This is a genomic window from Methanosphaera sp. ISO3-F5 (genome assembly GCF_034480035.2).
Lineage (GTDB): Archaea > Methanobacteriota > Methanobacteria > Methanobacteriales > Methanobacteriaceae > Methanosphaera.
In genome coordinates this window covers 1,738,249-1,759,540 of the sequence record NZ_CP118753.2, presented here as the reverse complement: position 1 = coordinate 1,759,540, position 21,292 = coordinate 1,738,249, and the positions used below count along the sequence as shown (strand labels likewise).

Here is a 21,292-nt window from a genome sequence, read left to right as displayed (position 1 = left end):
AATATAATAATATACAGGAAAATTTTAGATGAAAAACTATAAACGGAGGAATATAATGAGAAAATATAGTCCTGTAATAGTATTATTAGTATTAATTCTATCATTCATAACAGTTGTATCAGCAACAGATGTGAACCATACAGAAGACACCACTAGTAATACACTAATCTCCAAGGAAAGTACTGCAACCACAGCAGACATTATTTCCGAAAAAACAGTCACCAAAAAAACAACAAACAAAACAGAAAAGACAAGCAAAAAAGACACAAACAACAATGACGACTGCTGTACATCAATCATCCAAGGAAATAATGTAGACAGTGTAGTATCATTTAGAAGAGATTCATCAAGTTCCGTGACACTAAACATTACACACAACAACACATACATCAAACAACAAAAAGGTTCAGGAACATACTTTTTCCACGTGCTAATAAACAATAAAGGATGGGTAGTAGGAAACGGTGGAAACGATTACAACACAACCAACATGGAAATTGAGAAAAACGCAATACAGATGATCGAAAAAAACAGCATAACAAAAAAAGACTTCAACAACATCATGGACATAAAATCAATATCCTCAAGAGGACACTTTGTAATAAAAGCACCAAACGGAACATACGCATTATACATAAAATACTATAATAAAACATACAACGAAACAGGCACACTAAAACCAGGACAATGCTTAGTAATTCCAAACGATCCAACATACTTCAAAAAAGGAAAATACCAAACTCTCAGCGGAAACGCATACATAATAACATCATCAAGAATACTAGCAGCAAAAGACGAATACGGAGTTGAAAGAAGAGACATTATCACATACTCCTATAAACGTAACGCAACAAAATCCAACGTAAAAATATACGCATGTAACGATGACGGAAGATACGTTAACAAAAGCACAGGAAAACTAGTGGACAGCATAAGAACAAACACAAAATTCTATCCTGCAAGCGAAATCCCATCACTAGAAAAATGGTTACTAATAGATGACGTTAACTTCACAACAGGAAAACTCAACACAACAATAAAATCAAAAAACATTAAAGTAAACAAGGAAGACATTGTTCTAACAACAACAGTAACAGATGAAAACAACCAGAAAGTTAACAGCGGATTCGTATCATTCCTATTCGACAACAGAACAATAAAAGATGAAGACGGCAAAGTAATCTATGTTAATGTAACCAATGGTACAGCATCCATAAACCATACAATATCCAACTTCTGGAAGAAAACAAACCACACATACTATGCAAGATACTATGGTACATCCCAGTACATGGCAAACAAGGGTAAAGCAGCAAAAGTCACAGAAGCAAACGTTATAAGCCTAACAAGCTACCATGCACCGGAAACAAGATTCGGAACAAACCTCACAATAAATGCACTAGTACTGTATAAGGCAGATAATACTACAATAGACGGGGGACACGTTCTCTTCAAGGTAAATGGTAAAACAATACGCAACCCTGACAATTCAACACTAACCATAGATGTAGTATCAGGTACTGCAGTGTTCAACCTTGATCTTGACGAAAAATATTCTGCAAAACCATACAAGGTAACAGTAGTATATGGTTACGGAGTATTCCGTGAAGAATACAATACAACAGTAAGCATACATAAAGTTCCAACAAACGTTACAAACACACTAGTAAGTGTGAAAGACACTGTAGTGCATGTTGTAGGTAAGTTTGTGGATGATAATAAGAAACTCATACCATACAAATCATACCTTAGTGTTAAAATTGATGGAAAAACTCTTAAGGATTCAAATAATAAGACAATGAAATTCAATATAACAGATGGTAAAATTGATTTCTTCTTTGTACTTAAAAACACTTATAAGAAGGGAAACCATACCCTGACACTAGTAATTCCAGAACTTAGAGAAACACTCGGAGTAAGAGTTAACACTACTATGACAATCGTAAAGAAAAAAGTCAGCACATAAAAACTAGGCAAATTTCTTTTTACAAACAATGAACATACCCATAAAGAGAATGTTCAAATCACCCCCCCAACCAATTTATTACAATCAAGTAATAATATTCCAACATTAATTTTTTTCCAAAACTTATAATTTAAACAAATAAATTATTTAACTAATACAGTAAATATAATATCATTTAAAAACAATAAATATAAATTAACAAAAATGTGAAACTAGATGATATTATGTTTAACAAGAAAATTAAAATGATGTTACTACTAGTTTTATTAACAACACTACTGATAGGAATTACAAGTGCAACAAATGTTAGCAAGGATGATTCCAACAAACTGATACAAAAACAGGAAAACAAAATCATTACAAAAACAGTTAATAATACAGGTACAACATCAAAAATAAAGACAAAACTAACACTAAACAAAATAAAAAACACACAATACAAGAAAAACACGACCATAACAGGCAGTTATGAAGATGCTAATGGCAGAAAATTAAAAAACACACTCCTACAAATAAAGGTCAACAACAAAACATACAAAACAAAAACCAACAACAAAGGAACATACAAGTACACAATCAAGGCAAACACTCCCGGAACAAACAAGGTAATCATATCCTACCCTGGAAACAAAAGATACACCGGAACAAGCATCAAGAGCACCTTCCAAGTAACAAGCAAAGCCACCCAAATAAAACTAGACAAAGTACCAGACACATACTACAACACATACACCAATATAAGCGGATACTACCAGGACAAAGACCAGAACATACTAAAAAACACGATACTAACAATACAAGTAAACAATAAAAAGTACCATGCAAAAACAGACAAAAACGGACACTTCAACTACAAATACAAAGCCAAAACAATAGGAAACAATAATATAACAGTAAGCTACAAGGGAAACCAGAAATATGCAAAAACAGAGACAAAAACAGTATTTAATGTTAAAATTAACCCAACACACATAAAACTCAACACCATCAGTGCAACCAAATACAAGGAAAACATGACCATAAGCGGAAAATATCTGGACGCATACAACAAAGCATTAATTAACACGCGCCTCAAAATTAACATTAACGGAAAAAATTACACGACAAAAACAGATAAAAACGGATTATTCAAACGTAACATCCCTGCAAAGAAAACCGGAAAACACAATATAACGGTAAGCTACAATGGAAACACATATTATTCACCTACAAAGGCAAGTACAACAATTAATGTCACACCATTAAAGACCAGAATTATTTTAAATAAAACCTCTGCAAACATAAAAGCAGAGGAGTATACAGAAATATGGGGAAAATTTGTTGATGAAAAGGGAAATATTCTAAAGAACACCAGATTAGATATTAATCATGAAGACTATTATTATTTACATACAGATGATGAAGGTGTGTTCTCTGATATTCTTTATCCGAAAGTCGTTGGAGAAATGACATTAAACATTTCATTTAATGGAAATGATAATTATTATCCTTCAAGTGTATTGAAAACTTTTAATGTTGGAAAAATGGATACTGAGATTATCATAGATCACAATGGTATTTTTGAACTTGGAAAAAATGTTAGTGTTGACGGATATGTATATCCTTCAAGTGAATATATAAATAATATGCCAATAGAAATTACAGTAAATAATAAAGACAAACGTAAAATCCGTTTAGATAATTTAAATAGTTTTAATATAAAATTTAAGGCAGATACTGTGGGTGTGAATAATATTACGGTTAAGTACTTTGGAAATAACGAATCATATAATTCAAGTGAAACTAAAACATTTTATGTTTATGATGTTGCAGAATCTAGTTTAACTATACCTTATACAAATGATAGTGTAATTGATAAAGGATATGAAACTTATTCCATGAATGATTTTGTTGGAGATGAGTCAATTACCTCGGATATTTCACTATTTAGTGATTATGGTATGCCAGTTCATAAGTTTGTTAAGGCAAAATTTTATTTAAAAGATGATAAAGGTAATATTATCACTATGATGGACACTTATAAAGACGAAACACATATTTCTGTTACTCACAGTAAGAAGTTCACTCCGTATAAGGTAGATCTTACTATGAAAAAGTTAACTGATTTTGAACGGGAAAACTATGTTTACTTATAATAGATACTTATTAGTTTAACCCTATTATTACTTCAATTAATGATGTAATATTATTCTCTTCTTTTTTTTTAGAACAAAAAATTTTTTTAAAATAAAATTAGTAAGAAGAATGTGTTATTTATTCTTCTTTTGGTAGGATTGATGTTGTGATTCCTGATGCTAATGCTATTTTTATTAAGTCTCCTACTATGAATGGTACTACTCCCATGAGTAATAGTTGGGTTAGGCTTAATGGTGTACCTGTTTTTGCTAGCATTGCATTGTATAATCCTATTAATCCTGGGATGTATATGAATACAAAGTTTGCTATTAGCATTAGTATTACTGTTTGAACAGGTTTTCTAGCATTGACATAGTGGTCGAACATGTATCCTATGAATGTTGCTGCAAATATGAATCCTATGATGTATCCTCCACTTGCTGCGAATATGAATGATAGTCCGTGGTTCATGTTGGTAAACCATGGCATTCCTATTATACCGAGCAGTGTGTAGAGTATCATACTGAATCCACCGTATTTACCTCCGAGGAATACTCCTGCTAGGAGTACTGCGAATGTTTGGAAGGTTATTAATACTGGACTCCATGGTATTGCAATTGATACTTGTGCCATTAGTCCTGTGAAGCATGCTACTGCGAATGATAGTAGTACCATTGTTGTTGTGCTTGCATTGTTTCTCCAGGAATACCATGAGTATTGTATTTGGTGGAGTTTATCAATATTTGATGTTATAGGCATATTATTACCTCATTATTTTGATTATATTCTTGTAATACTTGTTTTTTTGTTTATGTGTTATTTTATTGTATTACAAGAGTATTAAAATTGGTTTACTTTTAAAGTTATTACCATATTATTATTAGTTTCTAATAGTTATTATTATTTTGGTTTAAAATTTGGTTTAAATTATTCTGTGAAAATTAATTTTATCTGATTTTGGTTGATTGTATTGCTTGTAAACTTTTGTTTTGATATTAATAATAACATTCAAGAATATGAAGTGAACAATTCTTTCATCATATTGATTAGATGACTGATTATTATCATGTTAGTGTTAAGTCTTATCAGTATTAATGAATATTGTTATGAGTATTTTGAATTACTCTTATAAAACCAGTTTTAATAATAATTTGGTGTAGATGATTAAAATAAAAAATGGTGAATATGGAGTGTTATAGGTTTACTCCAACATCCAATTGTTCGGTTAATTCCTTGTAACGGTTACGTATTGTAACTTCTGTTACCCCCGCAATGTCTGCAACATCACGCTGAGTTTTTCTTTCACCCAAGAGTACACTTGCAATGTATAATGCTGCTGCTGCAACACCGGTAGGTCCACGACCACTAGTTAGTCCATTGTCCATTGCCTTGTTAATTATTTCTATTGCCTTAGATTGCACTACACCTGAAAGGTTTAGTTCACTTGCAAATCTTGGAACGTAATCTATAGGACTTGTTGGAGGTAATCTGATATGTAATTCTCTGGTTAAGAACCTGTATGTTCTTCCAACTTCTTTCTTGCTTACACGTGATACATCGGCTATTTCATCGAGTGTTCTTGGTACTTTACATCTTCTGCATGCTGCGTATAGTGATGCTGCCACTACTCCCTCAATACTTCTTCCTCGTATGAGTTTGTTTTCTACTGCGTTCCTGTATACTACTGATGCTGATTCACGTACTGATCTTGGCAGTCCGAGTCTTGAGGAGTCTCTGTCCAGTTCACTTAATGCAAATGCAAGGTTTCTTTCTGTTGCTCCACTGATTCTTATTTTTCTCTGCCATTTTCTTAGCCTGTACCATTGTGCCCTGTTTCTTGCTGGTATGTCTCTTCCATAGATGTCCTTGTTTCTCCAGTCAATCATTGTGGAGAGTCCTTTGTCGTGTATTGTGTAGGTGATTGGTGCTCCTACTCTTGTACGTTTGTCTCTTTGTTCATGGTCGAATGCTCTCCATTCTGGTCCCATGTCCACTATGTTATCATCTATTACGAGTCCACATGCCCCACAGACTACTTCTCCTCTTTCATGGTCGTTGATTAGTTTTGTTGATCCACATTCTGGGCAGATGGTTTCTTGTTTTTCCATTTCTGCCACGTCTTCTTTCATTTGTTCTTTTTCTGATATTCCTGAGAGGTTGTCCAGTTCTCGTTCTAGTTCTTCGGAGTCTGTTGTGTCGATTTTTATGATTTCTTCTACGTCGAGGTCTGAGTTTGACATGAGTTCTATGTCTGAGTCTTCTGGCATTACTACATCTGTGCTTCCCATGGATCCTGACATGAAGTCTCCTAGGTCGTCGTTTGAGGAGTCATCTTCTGTGTTTCTTTTTTTGTCGTCTCTGAAGTTGTCCATTATTTCTAGTAATGGGTTTGGTTGTTTGTTTGAGCTTTCCGGTTTTTTGTCTTCTTTTTTGTCTTCTTGTTTTTTCTTGTTTTTTCTTGGTCTTCCTGGGCCTCGTTTTTTAGGAGGTTCTTGTTTTTCTAGTATTGTTGTTGTGTGTTTGTCGTCCTGTTCTATGTCTTGTGTTGGGGTTGTTTTCTTGGTTTTTTTAGGTCTTCCGGGTCCTCTTTTTGATTTTGCCACTTTTTTGGTTGGTTCTGTTTTTTTGGCTTTTGTTTCTGTTTTGGTGGTTGTTTTCTTTGGCTTGGTTTCTGTTTTGGTGGTTGTTTTCTTTGGCTTGGTTTTTGTTTTTGTTTCAGTTTTGGTGTTTCGTGTGTTTTTCACGCTTTTTCTGGGTCTACCTAATCGTTTTTTTCTTCTTAGAATTCCTGCCATTTTTTCTCCTCCTTTTTTTATTTTGTGTGGATAGATATACTTCTTCTCCCGGTTTGGCTTTTTTGTATTTGTGGCTTGTTTTTATGGAAATGTATGGTTTTTTGGTGCTTCCGAATATGTCGTTTATTCGTCCTATTGCTTGGTTTTTGTTGTTTGTTATTGTGGATCCTATCCGGGGGGTTTTGTTTGTGGGTACAATTATCTTGTTTGTGCTTGTTATATGACTTATTGTACCTATTTTATTTTTTTGTGGTTTACTTTTTGTCATTTTATATTATTTTTATTATTTTTTTTTATGATAATATGATTAAAATAAACACTATTGTATTTGCTGTAAGTATATTATTGTCTAGAATGAGCTTGTTTGTTTTTGGAGTTCATCGTATTTCATGGTTTTTGGTGATTATTTTAATATTATTATTTTCAAATCAGCTATTAATTTAATAGAGATTTTATTGCTTTTATTTATACTTAACTGTAATTATATAATAATACTTTACTTGTCTTAATATAAATACTTTTGGATACATTTATATAGTAAATTGCAATACAATGAAAAAAGCTCCATAAAAAAAGTAACAATAATTCTTAAAAAATAAAATAGAAATAGAATAAAAAGATAAAAAAATATTAAAAGCCAACAATATCATCCAAACGCTTATTATCCTCAAATAATTCCTTAATAATTTTTTGTTCAAATTTTTTAATATTATTAACTTCCTCTAAGACTTCATCAATCTTATCCCTAGGAATAACAACCACACCATCAGAATCACAAACAGCGAAGTCACCAGTCCTTATAACAAGATTATTAATAAGCAAATCTTCACCTATAACTCCCCTATTTAATGGAAGTCCCGCCCGTGACATTGTTGTACGAGAAAATAATGGAAAACCTAGCTCAATTATTTCACTAGTATCCCTGGATGCTCCAACAATAACAGTTGCCTTCACACCATGAGCATATGCAGCACTAGAAGCCAATTCACCCCACACAGCATACTCATCATCAGAGCACTTGATGAATAATATTTCACCAGGCTGACAAGCATATATTCCCTTAATACATGTTCCCCAATCATTGGAGTTAGTGTCAACAGTACGAATAAAACCTGACACCCTATCAGTCCCATTCAATGGTTTAACATCCCTGACCAGGCCATACTCCCCATACAAATTCTTCATAGCATCAGACACATTATCACTACTTGATTTCTCTAAGATATTATCCAATGTTATTTCATCAGCCATGATGACTTCCTCATCCTCTGTTGCTTTCTTATTAAAGTGTAATATACTATTTGGTGTTATCTTATTTTTACTCATGAATAATCACTTACCATGTACTAAAAAAATAAATAATATAAATAAAAAAATTAGGCGGTTAAAAAGAAAAAAATTTAATCCTGAGGTGTTGTAACTTCTTCAACCAGTTTTCTGCCGGCAACAACCTCATCAACACTATGTACACTTGCACCATAATGTTCTATTGCTTCCCTGATTTTATCATAGTTAAGATCTTGTCCTTCCATAGTAATTTTAACATTTTCAGTGTCCTTATCAATTTCCATCAAGGTAATATTAACACCATCCACACCATCAAGGCTACTTAAATACATAGCAAATGATGGTAATGAAGGTGAATGCGGTTTCAATATATCTAAAACTACTCTTATTAAAGCATTGTCCATTTGTATATAATCCTCCGATTATTCTAATCGATTACTTTATTCTAATAATATACTTTGTTAATTATATAAGATATACTTTTAATGAAGTATCCCCCAAAAAAAAATATGTTTAAAAAAAAAATATTTAGAACAATGGGTGGTTAATTATTTTCTTAAAAACATGAAAGCAATCCAAACAATAATAACTATTGCAAACACAGCATACATAATCTTTCTCTGTTTAGCCACTTGCTGCTGCCTTAGCTGAAATTGTTCCTGACATTGATCAGAACAGAATGATTCAGACATTGGTATAGGTTTTCCACAAATTGCACAATGCCTATGAGCTTCAACTACCATATTCTCCCCCTCCACTTATTCACTTGTTATTAATGTACCAATAGGCTCAGTAATAGCAGTTCTAACATTTTCCGGATTATTACCATTAACTATTACTGTTTTAATTCCGGACCGTTTAATAATCTGTATAGCTGTTTTATCAATAAATTCATAAGTACCAGCCTTAGTATCATTGCCTGACACAATCTCCATGAGCTTATCAGCTGTTACCTCACTGAACATTACTGCATCATCAAACTTGTTAGGATCCTTATCATATAATCCGTCAACACTCGTTGCATTAACCACAAGGTCTGCTCCAACATATTCTGCCAGGATGCTTCCCACAGCATCAGTACTATGTGCAGGTTCTGTACCGCCCATAATAACAATTTTACCAGTAGCAGAATACTCAAGTGCCTGCTGGAAGTTTGTAGGAATTGATGGATATGAAACATCCTTAAGTGCCAGTTGAAGTAAACGTGCATTTATACGGGTAACCTGAATACCAATCTCGTCACAAATGGACTCACTTTCACCCATATCCCTTACAACGCCTATATAATCACGTGCAGGTCTTCCTCCACCAACAACGATGAAAATTTCATGTTCTTCATTAATCTGTCTGATAATATCAGCATACGCTTCAAACTTTTTGTTATCATACTCTCTGAGTAAGATAGATCCACCTATTGTAATTACTATTCTCATACTAATAGCATTCTCCATAAAAATTTTATTTAACATGAAAATCCTAAGATTCACATGTTCTATTAATACTAATTTATCTAATAAATTATTTTTATAATTAACTATAATTAAAGAAATTATTCTAAAAAAAAGAAATTATGATAGAGAAGTAAAAGAGAATACTTCCCCCTCATATAATGAAGATTAGGTAAATGTTTTAAGCTACGGATATAGTACTGGTCTTACTGTAAGCATTGTAACGATCATTACCAGGATAAGCTAATGTGAGCTTGTAAGCTCCCTTATTTGCCTTAGTAGTGTAAGTGAATGTACCTTTATTGTTTGTCTTAGCTGTTCCCTGTTTACCATTCAATGTTACCCTTGTAAGACTGTTCATAAGAGGACGTTTATTACGGTCAATAAAAGTACCTTTAACAGTAACTTTACCATTTGCATATTTAACTTCATCAAATGTGATGAGTAAATCCTGTTTTGCAACATTAAATGAAGTTTTAGCACTTGCCTTATTATACTTAGCATTACCAGCATAACTAGCAACTACATTGTTAGCACCCATAATGGTAGCTCTTGTCTTAAGAACATATAAACCGTTCTTATCTGTTTTTGCCTTGTATGTTTTATCATTGATCTTAATAGTTACCTGAGTGTTCATCACTGCTTTACCATTACCATCAACAAGTTTACCACTGATTGCAAGATCATCCTTGAACTTAACAGAAGCAGCCACCCTGTCAACTGTTAATACAAGATCCTGTTTAACAACTTTGAATGTTGCCTTTTTGGTAACCTTATTGTATTTGGTGTTACCAGCATAAGTTACTGTTACATTGTTTGTACCCATACTTGTTGCAGTAGTAGTGTACTTGAATGAACCATCCTTAGCAGTTTTTACACTAGCAGATTTGCCGTTAACTTTAACTGTTAATTTAACACCAGATAATACTTTACCATTAGCATCAGTGAAAGTACCAGTTACTGTTACTTTGTCCTTGAATCTGACAGAACTTACAGCATCAATATTAATTTTTGGAGTTGCCTTGTTAACTTTGAATGTGGTCTTAGCACTACTGCTGGTGTACTTATCATTAGCAATGGATGATACTGTTACATTATTAGTTCCAATATTCCATGCAGTTGTAGTGTACTTGTATACACCATTAGCACTTGTAACTACCTTAGTGGATGCAGCATTAATTTTTATGCTGACCGGCATGTTATTAAGAGCAGCACCACTTGCATCAGTTACTTTACCAGTTATTACAACACTGCTTCCAATGCTTGTAGTGTTAACTTTACCTACTGTTACTTTAGTATCTTTCTTAGCTGTTAAATCTTCGATAATTTTATCCTTATCTTCTACTTCTTTAGTTAAGTCGTTGACTTTGTTTTGAGTGTCATTTAACTGTTTTGCTAGGCTGTCTACTGATTTTGCAAGGTCGTCAAATTTTTTGTTGGTTTCGTTTAATTGTTTAGTAAGATTATCATTAGCACTTGCTAGGTCATCTGCTTTCTTGTTAGCAGCGGCCACATCATCAGATAACTTATCATTAGCATCTGTTAAATTATCAACTTTAGCATTTGCATCGTCAAGTTTCTTATTGGTATCAGCTAATTGGTTGTTTAAGTCACTGTTAGCTTTACTTAAATCATCAACTTTCTTATTAGCAGCAGCCACATCATCAGATAACTTATCATTAGCATCTGTTAAATTATCAACTTTACTGTTTGCTTCGTCCAATTTAGCATTAGTATCATTTAATTCTTTGGTTAAATTATTGTTTGCCTGTGTTAGATCATTAATGTCTTCCTGTGCTTTGGTTAAATTATCTGCTAATTCTTTGTTAGTACTGTTTAAGTCAACTATTTTTTGGTTAGCTTCATCCAGTTTGTTATTAGTTTCGTTGAGTTTATCATTTAATTGTGTGTTATTTTGGACAAGTTCATTAATTTTATCATTAGCAGCTGAAAGATTACCTGCTAACTCAGTGTTATTCTGAGTAAGCTCATCAATCTTAGCATTAGCATCAGTAAGATTACCAGCCAATTCAGTTATGTTCTGATTAGCTTGACCTAACTTCTCATTTAAAGCTGTGTTATTCTGAGTAAGCTCCCCAATCTTATTATTAGCAGCTGAAAGATTACCTGCTAACTCAGTGTTATTCTGTGTGAGTTCATCAATCTTAGCATTAGCAGCTGAAAGATTACCAGCCAATTCAGTTATGTTCTGATTAGCTTGACCTAACTTCTCATTTAAAGCTGTGTTATTCTGAGTAAGCTCCCCAATCTTATTATTAGCAGCTGAAAGATTACCTGCTAACTCAGTGTTATTCTGTGTGAGTTCATCAATCTTAGCATTAGCAGCTGAAAGATTACCAGCCAATTCAGTTATGTTCTGATTAGCTTGATCTAATTTATCATTTAAAGCTGTGTTATTCTGAGTAAGCTCCTCAATCTTATTATTAGCAGCTGTAAGATTATCTGCTAACTCAGTGTTATTCTGTGTGAGTTCTGCTATTTTTTCTTCTGCTTTAGAAATGTTGTTGTTTAAGTCTGTGATGTTATTGTTTAATTCTTTTATTGTGTCGTTTAATTCTTCGATTGTTTTGTTTGGATCTTCTATTACTGTTAAGATTATTTCTGTTTCTGCTGGTTGGTATGCTTTGTTTCCATCAAATTTAGCTGTTATGTTGTATTCGCCTGGTTTTAATGTAGTGTCTTTGAATACTTTACCTGATTTTACTTTAGTATTTGGTAAATCATCTGAAGTTAATAATATTTCTAGTGATTCTATTTCATTTCCTTTTTCATCAAGAACTGATAATTCTATAGCTACTTTACCTTCAACATCATTAAGTATATCATAATTTATGGATACGGATATAGGTCTATTATCTTCAATTGTTGTTCCATAATATGCTGTGTTAAGTACTGCGGAATTACCCATTCCCATTGGTGAAACTAGGTAGTTATCAACAATTGTACTTCTCATTGTTACATTAACTGCGGGGATTGCTTCATTAGGAGCTTCAACTGTTATGTTGTTAAATTTTATTTCATTGTAGTTTGCTGAATGCAATTGTTGACTAGATTGTTGTACTTTTACTCCGGTTGTATCAAATTTAATTGCATCTCCTACACCTGCAGGAGTTTCCATTGTAGCAGTCACTTCAATATTGTTGTATGAAATGTCACCATATGAAGCATCGGCCATACCAATTCCTACACCATTATCTGCATTAATTGTAATATTGTTATATGTAACTTTATTATATTCACCCACGAAAATTTGAATACCTTGAGCATTTTTAGATTCTGCATTTATTACATTGTTAGTGATAATATTACTATCTGCAAGATATATTTCATAAGTGTCATAGTCCATTGCTCCATTGTTTAATATACCATAAGCAAATTCGTTACCTTTTACTGTTATGTTATTGTTACTTACGGTTGAACTAGCACATGATCCTAATTGAATACCATTTGCATATGTTTCACCAGTTGTTTTAATTGTATTGTTATCAATTATTGCTTCTTCAATAGAGTTTATAATTATACCATAAACGTAAACATCACCTGTTGTTGTGATTTCATTGTTAATTATTTGAATATCACTACCCAGATTTTCTGTATCTCCAGTTACATATACACCATAGATAGTTCCATATGTTGTTACCGGTTTATCATTTTTAGTTGTTGTTATACTGTTTGAGTCGATGATTATTGCTTTACTGTTGTTTGCACTGATTGCAGCGGTATAAATAATGCTTACATCACTCATACTGTCTCCTGCATATACAATGTCTTCCTCTGGACCTACAACATTAATAGTGTTGTTTCTTATAATATTATTTTCTCCACGATTTACGTTAATAGCACGGGTTAATTGTTTTTCATCATTGTTAGTTATTGTTAGTTTATTGTTTTCTATAGTTACGTTTTCTGTGTTTTCGAGTGTGATTAATGCATCTGTGTAGTCTGTTGCTTCCATTTTAATGTCTTTGATTAGTGTACCATATGCTTTTTCTGTTACTGTTATTGTACAATTGTTTAGTATTGCTTGTTCTTCTGCTGTGGTTAAGTTTAATGGTATTGTTATTACCATGTCACGATTATTGAATTCTCCTTCAAATCTTAGTTCACTGTTTGGCACTACTATGTCTGTTTTTACTGTTCCATCTTCTTCGTTGAAGTAGTATGTCCAGTTTCCATCATTTAATGTGATGACTAATGGTTCTGGCATTGTTGCTTCGCCATTGTATACTGCTTCTGTGTTAGGGTATGTTGCAGTTATTGTGAATGGACTGTTTGTTACTTTCATTTTTGTTGTTGCTTGTCCATCTTTCATCTCTACTGTTGTTTCTGTGATTTCTCCACCTTTTGCTGTGAATGTTACTTCTCCATAATCAGGAAGTGTTCCTTCCAGAGTAGTTATTGTTGTTCCATCAGTTACTTGGTTGAGTGTTGTTTTTACGTTTATTTCATCATTATAGTTTATGTTTTCTTCTGGGTCGACAGTGATGTTAAGTATTACCCAGTTATCTACTGTGATTTCATCTGCACCAGATTTAGAAGCATATCTTCCTTCAGGATTATTTGTTCCCCAATAATTACCATTTGCCATTACTTCTACATCACTTGCTTTGTTGTAAATAGCACTGGCTTGTGTAACGTTTGATATGATTATTGAGTTTTTAATGTTGAGGTTACCTTTTTCATTTGCTATTGCTGTTCCTTCCCCAACAGTTATAGTTCCACTCCATGATTCACTGTATTTTGCAGTGTTGTTTACAAATATACAGCTATCTATTTCTAAATTACCATCTTCAGATAATATTGCTCCACCCTCATTGGATGATCCTTGTGAATTAAATATGAATGTTGAATTTTTAATGGTTGTGTCATTATGTGTGTTTACTGCTGCTCCTCTTCCACTTGATGCATAATTATTTTCAAATAATGTGTTTTCTATAGTTAATGGTGAGTTACTGTAAGTAATATAAGCACCATAAGCGCTTGATGGTAATGTATTTGATTGACTACGTATTACTGCTATGTTAACCCTGTTGTTTGTGAATTTAGAATTATTTATATCTAATTTTCCACCGTTTGCTATTAAAGCATTCCAACTTGCGCTATATCCTTCATATAAATTATTGTTATCAAAGGTAGATTCATCTATTGTTACTGTTGCATTAACATTGTTTATGAAAGAACCTGAACAATTAGTCACAGTACAATTTTTTAAATTTACTGAATTGTCAGTGAATACAAATATGAAACTTCCATAAGCTGATGAAGAATAGTTCGGTGCTCTATTATTTTCAAATGTTACATTTTCAAATGTTACATCAGTACCAGTACCAGTAATATTTGCTATTCTACCTTCACTATTAGAAATAGATACCCTAGGATTGCCTACATTAGTGATTATAGCATTTTTAATTGTTACTTTTGCACTATTATTAATGTCAAATACTTTACCCGTTTTTGCATTGATTGTGTTACCTTTGAAGTCTATGGTAATTGGTTTACTGATTACGATACTATCTTCAGCAGAACTTCTGAAAACAGGACCATCAACTGTTATACTATCACTTGTTGCTTCTTCTAATGCTTTTGTTATATTAGCATATTTTAATAATCCAATATCTTTTATGGTTAATGATGTTTCCGGAACTGTTAAATCACTTAGTATCCTTGAATCATCATACTCAATTGATATCGGATAAACTCCAGGATCCATACTTGCATCAAAGGATACTGTAATTGAACCATTTGCCATTGTATGTGGAACTGTTTCATCATTAATTTTTACAATAAATGGTGAAGATTTAAAGTCAATACTATTACCATTGTCATCAGTAAGATTCCATGTTAAGGATACAGAAGATTCCTGATCAACAGTTACATTTTCTCCAGTAAGTTTTAATGTTGAATTAATTTTACCATTATTAACGTAAACATTTGCACTATTTGAAATAATGTTTTCCATAGTATTATCTTCTAAGTACAATTGAGTATTTGCTGCATTTAACCAGATAGCTCCCCCATTATAGCTTGCACTTATTTGTTTGAGGTTTTTGAATGTTGAACTTTTAACTGTTGTGTTACCTGATATATACATTGCAGCTCCACGAGTATTAGAAGTGATATTTTCAAATAAACAATTTTCTATTAATGCATTTTGATTAACATTATTCAGGTATAAAGCTCCACCATAATTAATTCCATTTCCTTCACTTGCTCCAGCATTTGTGAAATTAGAATTAGTAAGAGTTAAATTACTATTACTTGTTCTCATATAAATAGCAGCATTTGCAGTATTGAAATTTGTAAAAAGTGAATTATCCACTTTAATTGAAACTCCAGGATTATAAGCATATATTATAGCACCATTAGTAGAATATCCTGTGAATAAAGAATCTTTTACATCAAGTTTAGAGTTTGAAGCCATATTAATTGGATATCCATAAGTCCTTTCATCCCACTGCTTAATATAAGAAAATGTAACATTCTCTAATACAAGATTTCCCTTATTATATAAATCCGAGAAATAAACCTGAGGATAACCTGTTGAAGGACTATATTCTGAATATATTATTGTATTTTTCAAAGTAAAAGTGATTCCAGTATCAATTATAAAAATACCATTGGATGCTGTGATACTATGTCCATTTCCATCAATTATTTTGTCTTCTGTTATAGTAATATTAGTTTCATCTTGGCCTTGTACATAATCTTTTGTGAGTGTAACCTCACTACCAGTGATATCTGTTGCAAGGTCTGCGAATGTGCCTTCGCCTTCTGTTTTTACATTATTTTGCGTGTTTTTGTTTATTTCTTTATTACTCACGGTTGTTGTTGGGATGCTATTATCACTAACAGTATCTGCTGCTTGTGATACAGCTTCCTGTGCATTGCTTGTTGTGTCAGTTGCGTTGTTGTCTATTGTGGCTGCTGTGGCAGCTGACACTCCGAGTAATGTCACGAATATTAATGTAAGTAATAAAAATGTTTTTGTGTTATGTTTAAACATTTTCGTATTGCCTTCTACGGTTTTATTTGTCTTTTCAAATTTGTTTGATTTTTATTTTTTATTATTTGAAAAGATATTATATATTTTTATTTTTCAAATAAATATATTTTTTATAAATTTTATATTATTATTATAATTAAAGAATTATGATTTTTTATTTTTTGTATTAATAAATTATTTTTTTGATAAATTCTCTTATTACAAAATTTTTGATTATATCTATTTTTAAAAGTTATTACGATTGTTTTTAGATTAAATGAGCGTATAAAACATTACATCATGTTAAAAAAAAAAGTATATATAAATGGTTGAAAAATTTTCTAACCATTAATGGAGAGGATGATTTTTATTGAACTTCATTATCGTGTTTTGTTTTATTGTATAAATTGTATCATACATTACTGGATATGAAAAGGTTAATTTGTATGCTCTTTTAATTATTTAGTATTATGATTTGCCTTTTTTTATTAATCCCTATTACACCATTAAAAGGATGTTTGTTTGATCAATTTATGTCTTGAAATTTTTTACCATTGGAGCATTAACTTTTTCCAATGTTATTACAAGTCCTGTTTTGTAATAGGGAATGATGTTTTATCTGTTACCTTGTTGTAGGATATTGTTCAGCTTTTTTTATTGTTTTCACGATTGCATGTTTTTTATTGAATGAATGTTATACGTAATGATTCGTTATTAAAGATTAATTCTGTGTATATTGTTAAGTTACTCATTTTAAGATACATTTTCCATATCCCATTACATAATGATATATAGATGGTTTAAATGTTTATGCAAAGTTTAGAAGTGTTGTCTTTGTGTATTTAGTGTATTTTACATTACCAGGAAAAGTTAATGTAAATTTGATTTGTTTCTGTTTAACATTTGCTGTATAAGTGAATATTCCTTTATTATCTGTTTTTATTGTTTTTGTTTTTCCATTTATGCTGATTTTTATGTTGGAGTTTTTAAGAGGATTATTGTTGACATCACTTAGTTTTCCTTTTATTGTTGTCTTGTAATTTTTGTTTTGTAATGTGTTTAATGTTGCTCTTATATTCTGCTTGTTTGTTGTGAAAGTAGACCTAATTGTTGTTTTGTTGTAATATGTGTTTCCATTGAAGCTTACTGTTATATTGTTTTTTCCGACGTTTGCTGTTTTTATGGTTAATTTATATTTGCCGTTTACATCGGTTTTAGCTGTGTATGCTTTGTTGTTGATTTTTATTGTGACTTGTGTATTTTTTATTTTTCTGTTGTTTTTATCTGTGAGTGTTCCTGTAATAATTGTATTGTCTCCATATTTTACGGGTGTTATTTCGTTGATGTTTATTGTCACATCTTGTTTTGTTACTTTGAATGTTGTTTTGCTTGTTACCTGTTTATAATTTTTGTTTCCAGGGTATGATATTGTTATGTTGTTTGTTCCTGTTTTGTTTGTCTGTGTTGTGTATGTGAATGTTCCGTTTAGTCCTGTTTTTATTTTTATTGTTTGGCCGTTGATGTTTATTCGTAGTACTGTGTTTATTAGTCCTTTATTGTTGTCGTCACTGAATCTTCCTGTGATTGTTGTATTATCTCCATATTTTACTTGTTTGATGTTGTCTAATTTTATGTTTAATCCCATTTTTTCTATTTGGAATGTTGTTTTTGTGGTTGATGAATTGTATTTATCTGTTTTTTCGTATTGTATTGTAATATTGTTTGTTCCTATTATTGTAGCTTTGGTTGTGAGGGCGTATATTCCATTTTTGTTTGTTATAACTTTTTTTTCTTGATTGTTTATTTTTATTTTAATTATTTGGTTGTTTAGTGGTTTTTTATTATTGTCTTTTAGCGTTCCTATGATTTTTATATTGTTTGAGTATTTTGTTTTAGATATTTGATCTTGTGTTAGTTTAACGTTTTGGTTGGTTGTTAGTTCTTTTATTGTTTGGTTTAGGTTATTGTTGGTGTTGGTTAGTTGTTTATTTTCTTGGTTTTGTTGGTTGATTGTGTTTTGTTGTGCTTGTATTGTGTTGTTATTTCTTTGTAGTTGTTGTTCCTGTTCGTTTATTGTTTTAGTTAATTGTGTTGTTTGGCCGTTTAGATCGTTTATTTCATTGTTTTTGTTGGTTATTTCCTTGTTTATATCTGTTATTTTATTGTTTAGTGTGTTTATTTGTGTGTTTTGTGTTTTTATTGTATTTTTATATTCTTGTATTTGTTGTTCTTGTTCGTTTATTGTTTTGGTTAATTGTGTTATTTGTGTGTTTAGATTGTTTATTTCATTGTTTATGTCTGTTATTTGGTTATTTAGTGTGTTTATTTGTGTGTTTTGTGTTTTTATTGTATTATTATATTCTTGTATTTGTTGTTCTTGTTCGTTTATTGTTTTGTTCAATACATTTATTTGTGTGTTTAGATTGTTTATTTTATCATTTTGTGTTTTTATTATGTTTTCTTGTTGTGTTATATTGTTTTTTAGGTTACTATTTTCCTGGGTCAATGCATTTATTGTATTGTTTAATGTGTTTATTTGTATGTTTTGTTCTTGGATTTTTTGATTTTGATTGTTTACTGTTTTGTTCATGTTGTTTATCTTGTCTGTTAGTTCTGCTATTTTTTCTTCTTGTGCTTTTATTGTTTGTGTTTGGTTGGTTATTGTGTTGTTGTATTGTTGTAGTTGTTGTTTTAGTTCTTCGTTTTCTGTGTTTAGTTGATTGATTTTTGTTTGATTGTCGAGTAGTGATTGTTTTAGGTTGTTGTTTTCTTCCTCTAACCTTTGTATTAACTCTAATAATTCGTCTTTGTTATAGTCATCAGTGTTTGTTGTTATGTTTATTGTTGTTGTGTTTTGGCTTGTTGTGTAGTTTTCTGTTTCGTTGTATGTTGCTGTTATTTGTTTTATGCTATAGTCTGTGAATGTGGTTGTTATGGTTGATTGGTTATTGATGATTGGTGCTGTTGCTATTTGTTGTCCTTTGTCGTCTGTGAATGTTATGTTTCCATTGTTTATTGTGGATGAATCTCTTGCTGTTATTGTTGCTGTTATGTTTACAGGTTTTTCAAGGGTGGCTGCTATTGGATTGATTTGTATTTGTGTTCTTACTTGTGGTATTGTTTGGTTATTGGTTGGTGGAAGGTAACTTGTGTGTAGTCCTGTTCCTCTTGTGGATGTTAGTATGTTTGTGTCTGTTACTGTTATGTTTATTTGTGATGCTGTTCTTGATCCTGCATTGTTGAAGTTTATTGCATATTCTGTTTGTGTTGTGATGTTGTTATTGTTTACTAGTATGTTGTTTGGTCTTTTGGTTATGCTTTGTTGAGCAAATTTTATTCCTTCCTGTTTTGTGTTTATTTTGTTGTCTTCTATCCTGATGTGGTTTGCTATTCCCTTGGTATATATTCCTGTTGAGTTTGTGGATGTTATGTTATTAGAGGTTATGTTAAAGTTTGCACAGTCTTCACCTGATTCGATGTAGATATCATAACCATTTTCTGAGTTTATATTGTTGTTGTTTATTTGTGTGTTTTTAAATACTCTTATGGCATCAGTATTGTCTGTTACTGTAATATTGTTGTTTGAGATTATTGTGTTGGTGTTTGTTAGTGAGCCATCGTCTTGTATGTCCATCCCGTATTGTTTTGGCCCGTTTACTTGATTGTTTGTTATTATTGCATTTCCTCCGAGTACTACTATTCCTTCGTATCCTCCTGTTACATTGTTGGAGTCTATTTTGTTGTTATTTCCTGTGGTTTGTATGAGGTTTACCCATGTTCCATCTCCTCCACTTACATTATTACTTGTTATGTTATTATTTGAACCAGCACCTGCCATGATGAATCTTCCTGAACCATACGAACTTATATATATTCCATTGGCCTCATCAGAGTATACTGTGTTGTTTGTGATTAGATTATAATGTGATTTTCCCATTACAAAGCATGTGTGTGTTCTTTCGGTGTTTGTACTTAGTGTTTTGAAGTTGTTTGATCTTATGATACTGTTGTTTAGGCTTCCTGCGAATGCGAATGAATATGAGCAGTCATCGACTATAACGTGGTTGTTTTCTATGAGTAGGTTGTTTGTATAGTTAACAAATATTCCAGTAGCATTTTCTTTGTTTGTGTTGTATATTTGTAGGTTTGATATTGTTGAGTCGGTTGCTGTGTTTTGTATGTAGACTGTGCAGTTGTATAGTTGTGCGTTTTTGTTGGTGCTTGTGAATTTAATATTTTTTTTGTCTATTACGAAGTCCATATTTTCGAATCTTCCGCTTAGGTCAATTGTGTCTCCTTCGGATATTGACTGGCTTTGTGGTATGAATGATGTTGTGCTGTTTTTAAAGTAGTTTGTGTATGTTTGGTTGGTTATTGTTTTTGTGGTGGCTTTTTTTGTTGTTTGTTGTTGTTTTTTGTTTATTTCTTTATTGTTTTGTATTTCTTGTATTTCCAGGGTGTTTGTGCTTTGTTGTAGGGTGTCATCATGATTGTTTGTGTTGTTTTCTGTATTTACGGCTGCTGCTGTGGTTAATCCCAGTATTGCTACTGTTAGTATGATTAGTGTGTAGAATATTTTTTTGTTTTTTATCATTTTTCTCCTCCCTATTTTTACTCCGATTAGATTGTTCCATATTGTTTGATTATTTTTACAGTAAATTATAATATGTTACTATAT

11 protein-coding genes are annotated in these 21,292 nt (G+C 31.7%); 2 read left to right on the top strand and 9 right to left on the bottom strand.

Annotation, left to right across the window (positions count from 1 at the left end; translation table 11 throughout):
- The first annotated feature begins 55 nt into the window (after positions 1–55).
- Both PXD04_RS19400 and PXD04_RS19395 read left to right on the top strand, forming a co-directional pair.
- Entirely contained in the window at positions 56–1,966 is a 1,911-nt protein-coding gene (locus PXD04_RS19400; protein ID WP_323736464.1) for a hypothetical protein, read from the top strand.
- A 224-nt stretch (positions 1,967–2,190) separates the two neighbouring features.
- On the top strand, positions 2,191–4,101 hold the full coding sequence (locus tag PXD04_RS19395; protein ID WP_323736463.1) for a carboxypeptidase-like regulatory domain-containing protein: 1,911 nt from the start codon (positions 2,191–2,193) through the stop codon (positions 4,099–4,101).
- Positions 4,102–4,219: 118 nt separating this feature from the next.
- Here PXD04_RS19395 and PXD04_RS19390 read toward each other — a convergent pair whose 3' ends face one another.
- From PXD04_RS19390 to PXD04_RS19350, 9 genes are all read right to left on the bottom strand, one after another.
- Entirely contained in the window at positions 4,220–4,840 is a 621-nt protein-coding gene (locus tag PXD04_RS19390; protein WP_323736462.1) for a biotin transporter BioY, read from the bottom strand.
- 434 nt (positions 4,841–5,274) lie between these two features.
- Entirely contained in the window at positions 5,275–6,210 is a 936-nt protein-coding gene (locus tag PXD04_RS19385; RefSeq protein ID WP_323737479.1) for a transcription initiation factor IIB, read from the bottom strand.
- A gap of 628 nt (positions 6,211–6,838) precedes the next feature.
- On the bottom strand, positions 6,839–7,144 hold the full coding sequence (locus PXD04_RS19380) for a Gar1/Naf1 family protein (RefSeq protein WP_323736461.1): 306 nt from the start codon (positions 7,142–7,144) through the stop codon (positions 6,839–6,841).
- Positions 7,145–7,506: 362 nt separating this feature from the next.
- Positions 7,507–8,202, bottom strand: a complete 696-nt coding sequence (locus PXD04_RS19375; RefSeq protein WP_323736460.1) for an RraA family protein — start codon at positions 8,200–8,202, stop codon at positions 7,507–7,509.
- Positions 8,203–8,276: 74 nt separating this feature from the next.
- The gene (locus tag PXD04_RS19370; protein WP_323736459.1) at positions 8,277–8,567 is read right to left on the bottom strand and encodes a DUF211 domain-containing protein; all 291 of its coding nucleotides are present in this window, start codon (positions 8,565–8,567) and stop codon (positions 8,277–8,279) included.
- Positions 8,568–8,711: 144 nt separating this feature from the next.
- Positions 8,712–8,906 carry a DUF2116 family Zn-ribbon domain-containing protein gene (locus PXD04_RS19365; protein ID WP_323736458.1) on the bottom strand — a complete coding sequence of 65 codons (195 nt, stop codon included), beginning with the start codon at positions 8,904–8,906 and terminating at the stop codon, positions 8,712–8,714.
- Between the two features lie 15 nt (positions 8,907–8,921).
- Positions 8,922–9,596, bottom strand: a complete 675-nt coding sequence (gene pyrH / locus PXD04_RS19360) for a UMP kinase (RefSeq protein ID WP_323736457.1) — start codon at positions 9,594–9,596, stop codon at positions 8,922–8,924.
- Positions 9,597–9,792: 196 nt separating this feature from the next.
- Positions 9,793–16,635 carry an Ig-like domain repeat protein gene (locus tag PXD04_RS19355; RefSeq protein ID WP_323736456.1) on the bottom strand — a complete coding sequence of 2,281 codons (6,843 nt, stop codon included), beginning with the start codon at positions 16,633–16,635 and terminating at the stop codon, positions 9,793–9,795.
- A gap of 787 nt (positions 16,636–17,422) precedes the next feature.
- Positions 17,423–21,208, bottom strand: coding sequence for an Ig-like domain repeat protein (locus PXD04_RS19350; protein ID WP_323736455.1), 3,786 nt, complete (start codon positions 21,206–21,208; stop codon positions 17,423–17,425).
- Positions 21,209–21,292: the final 84 nt, after the last annotated feature.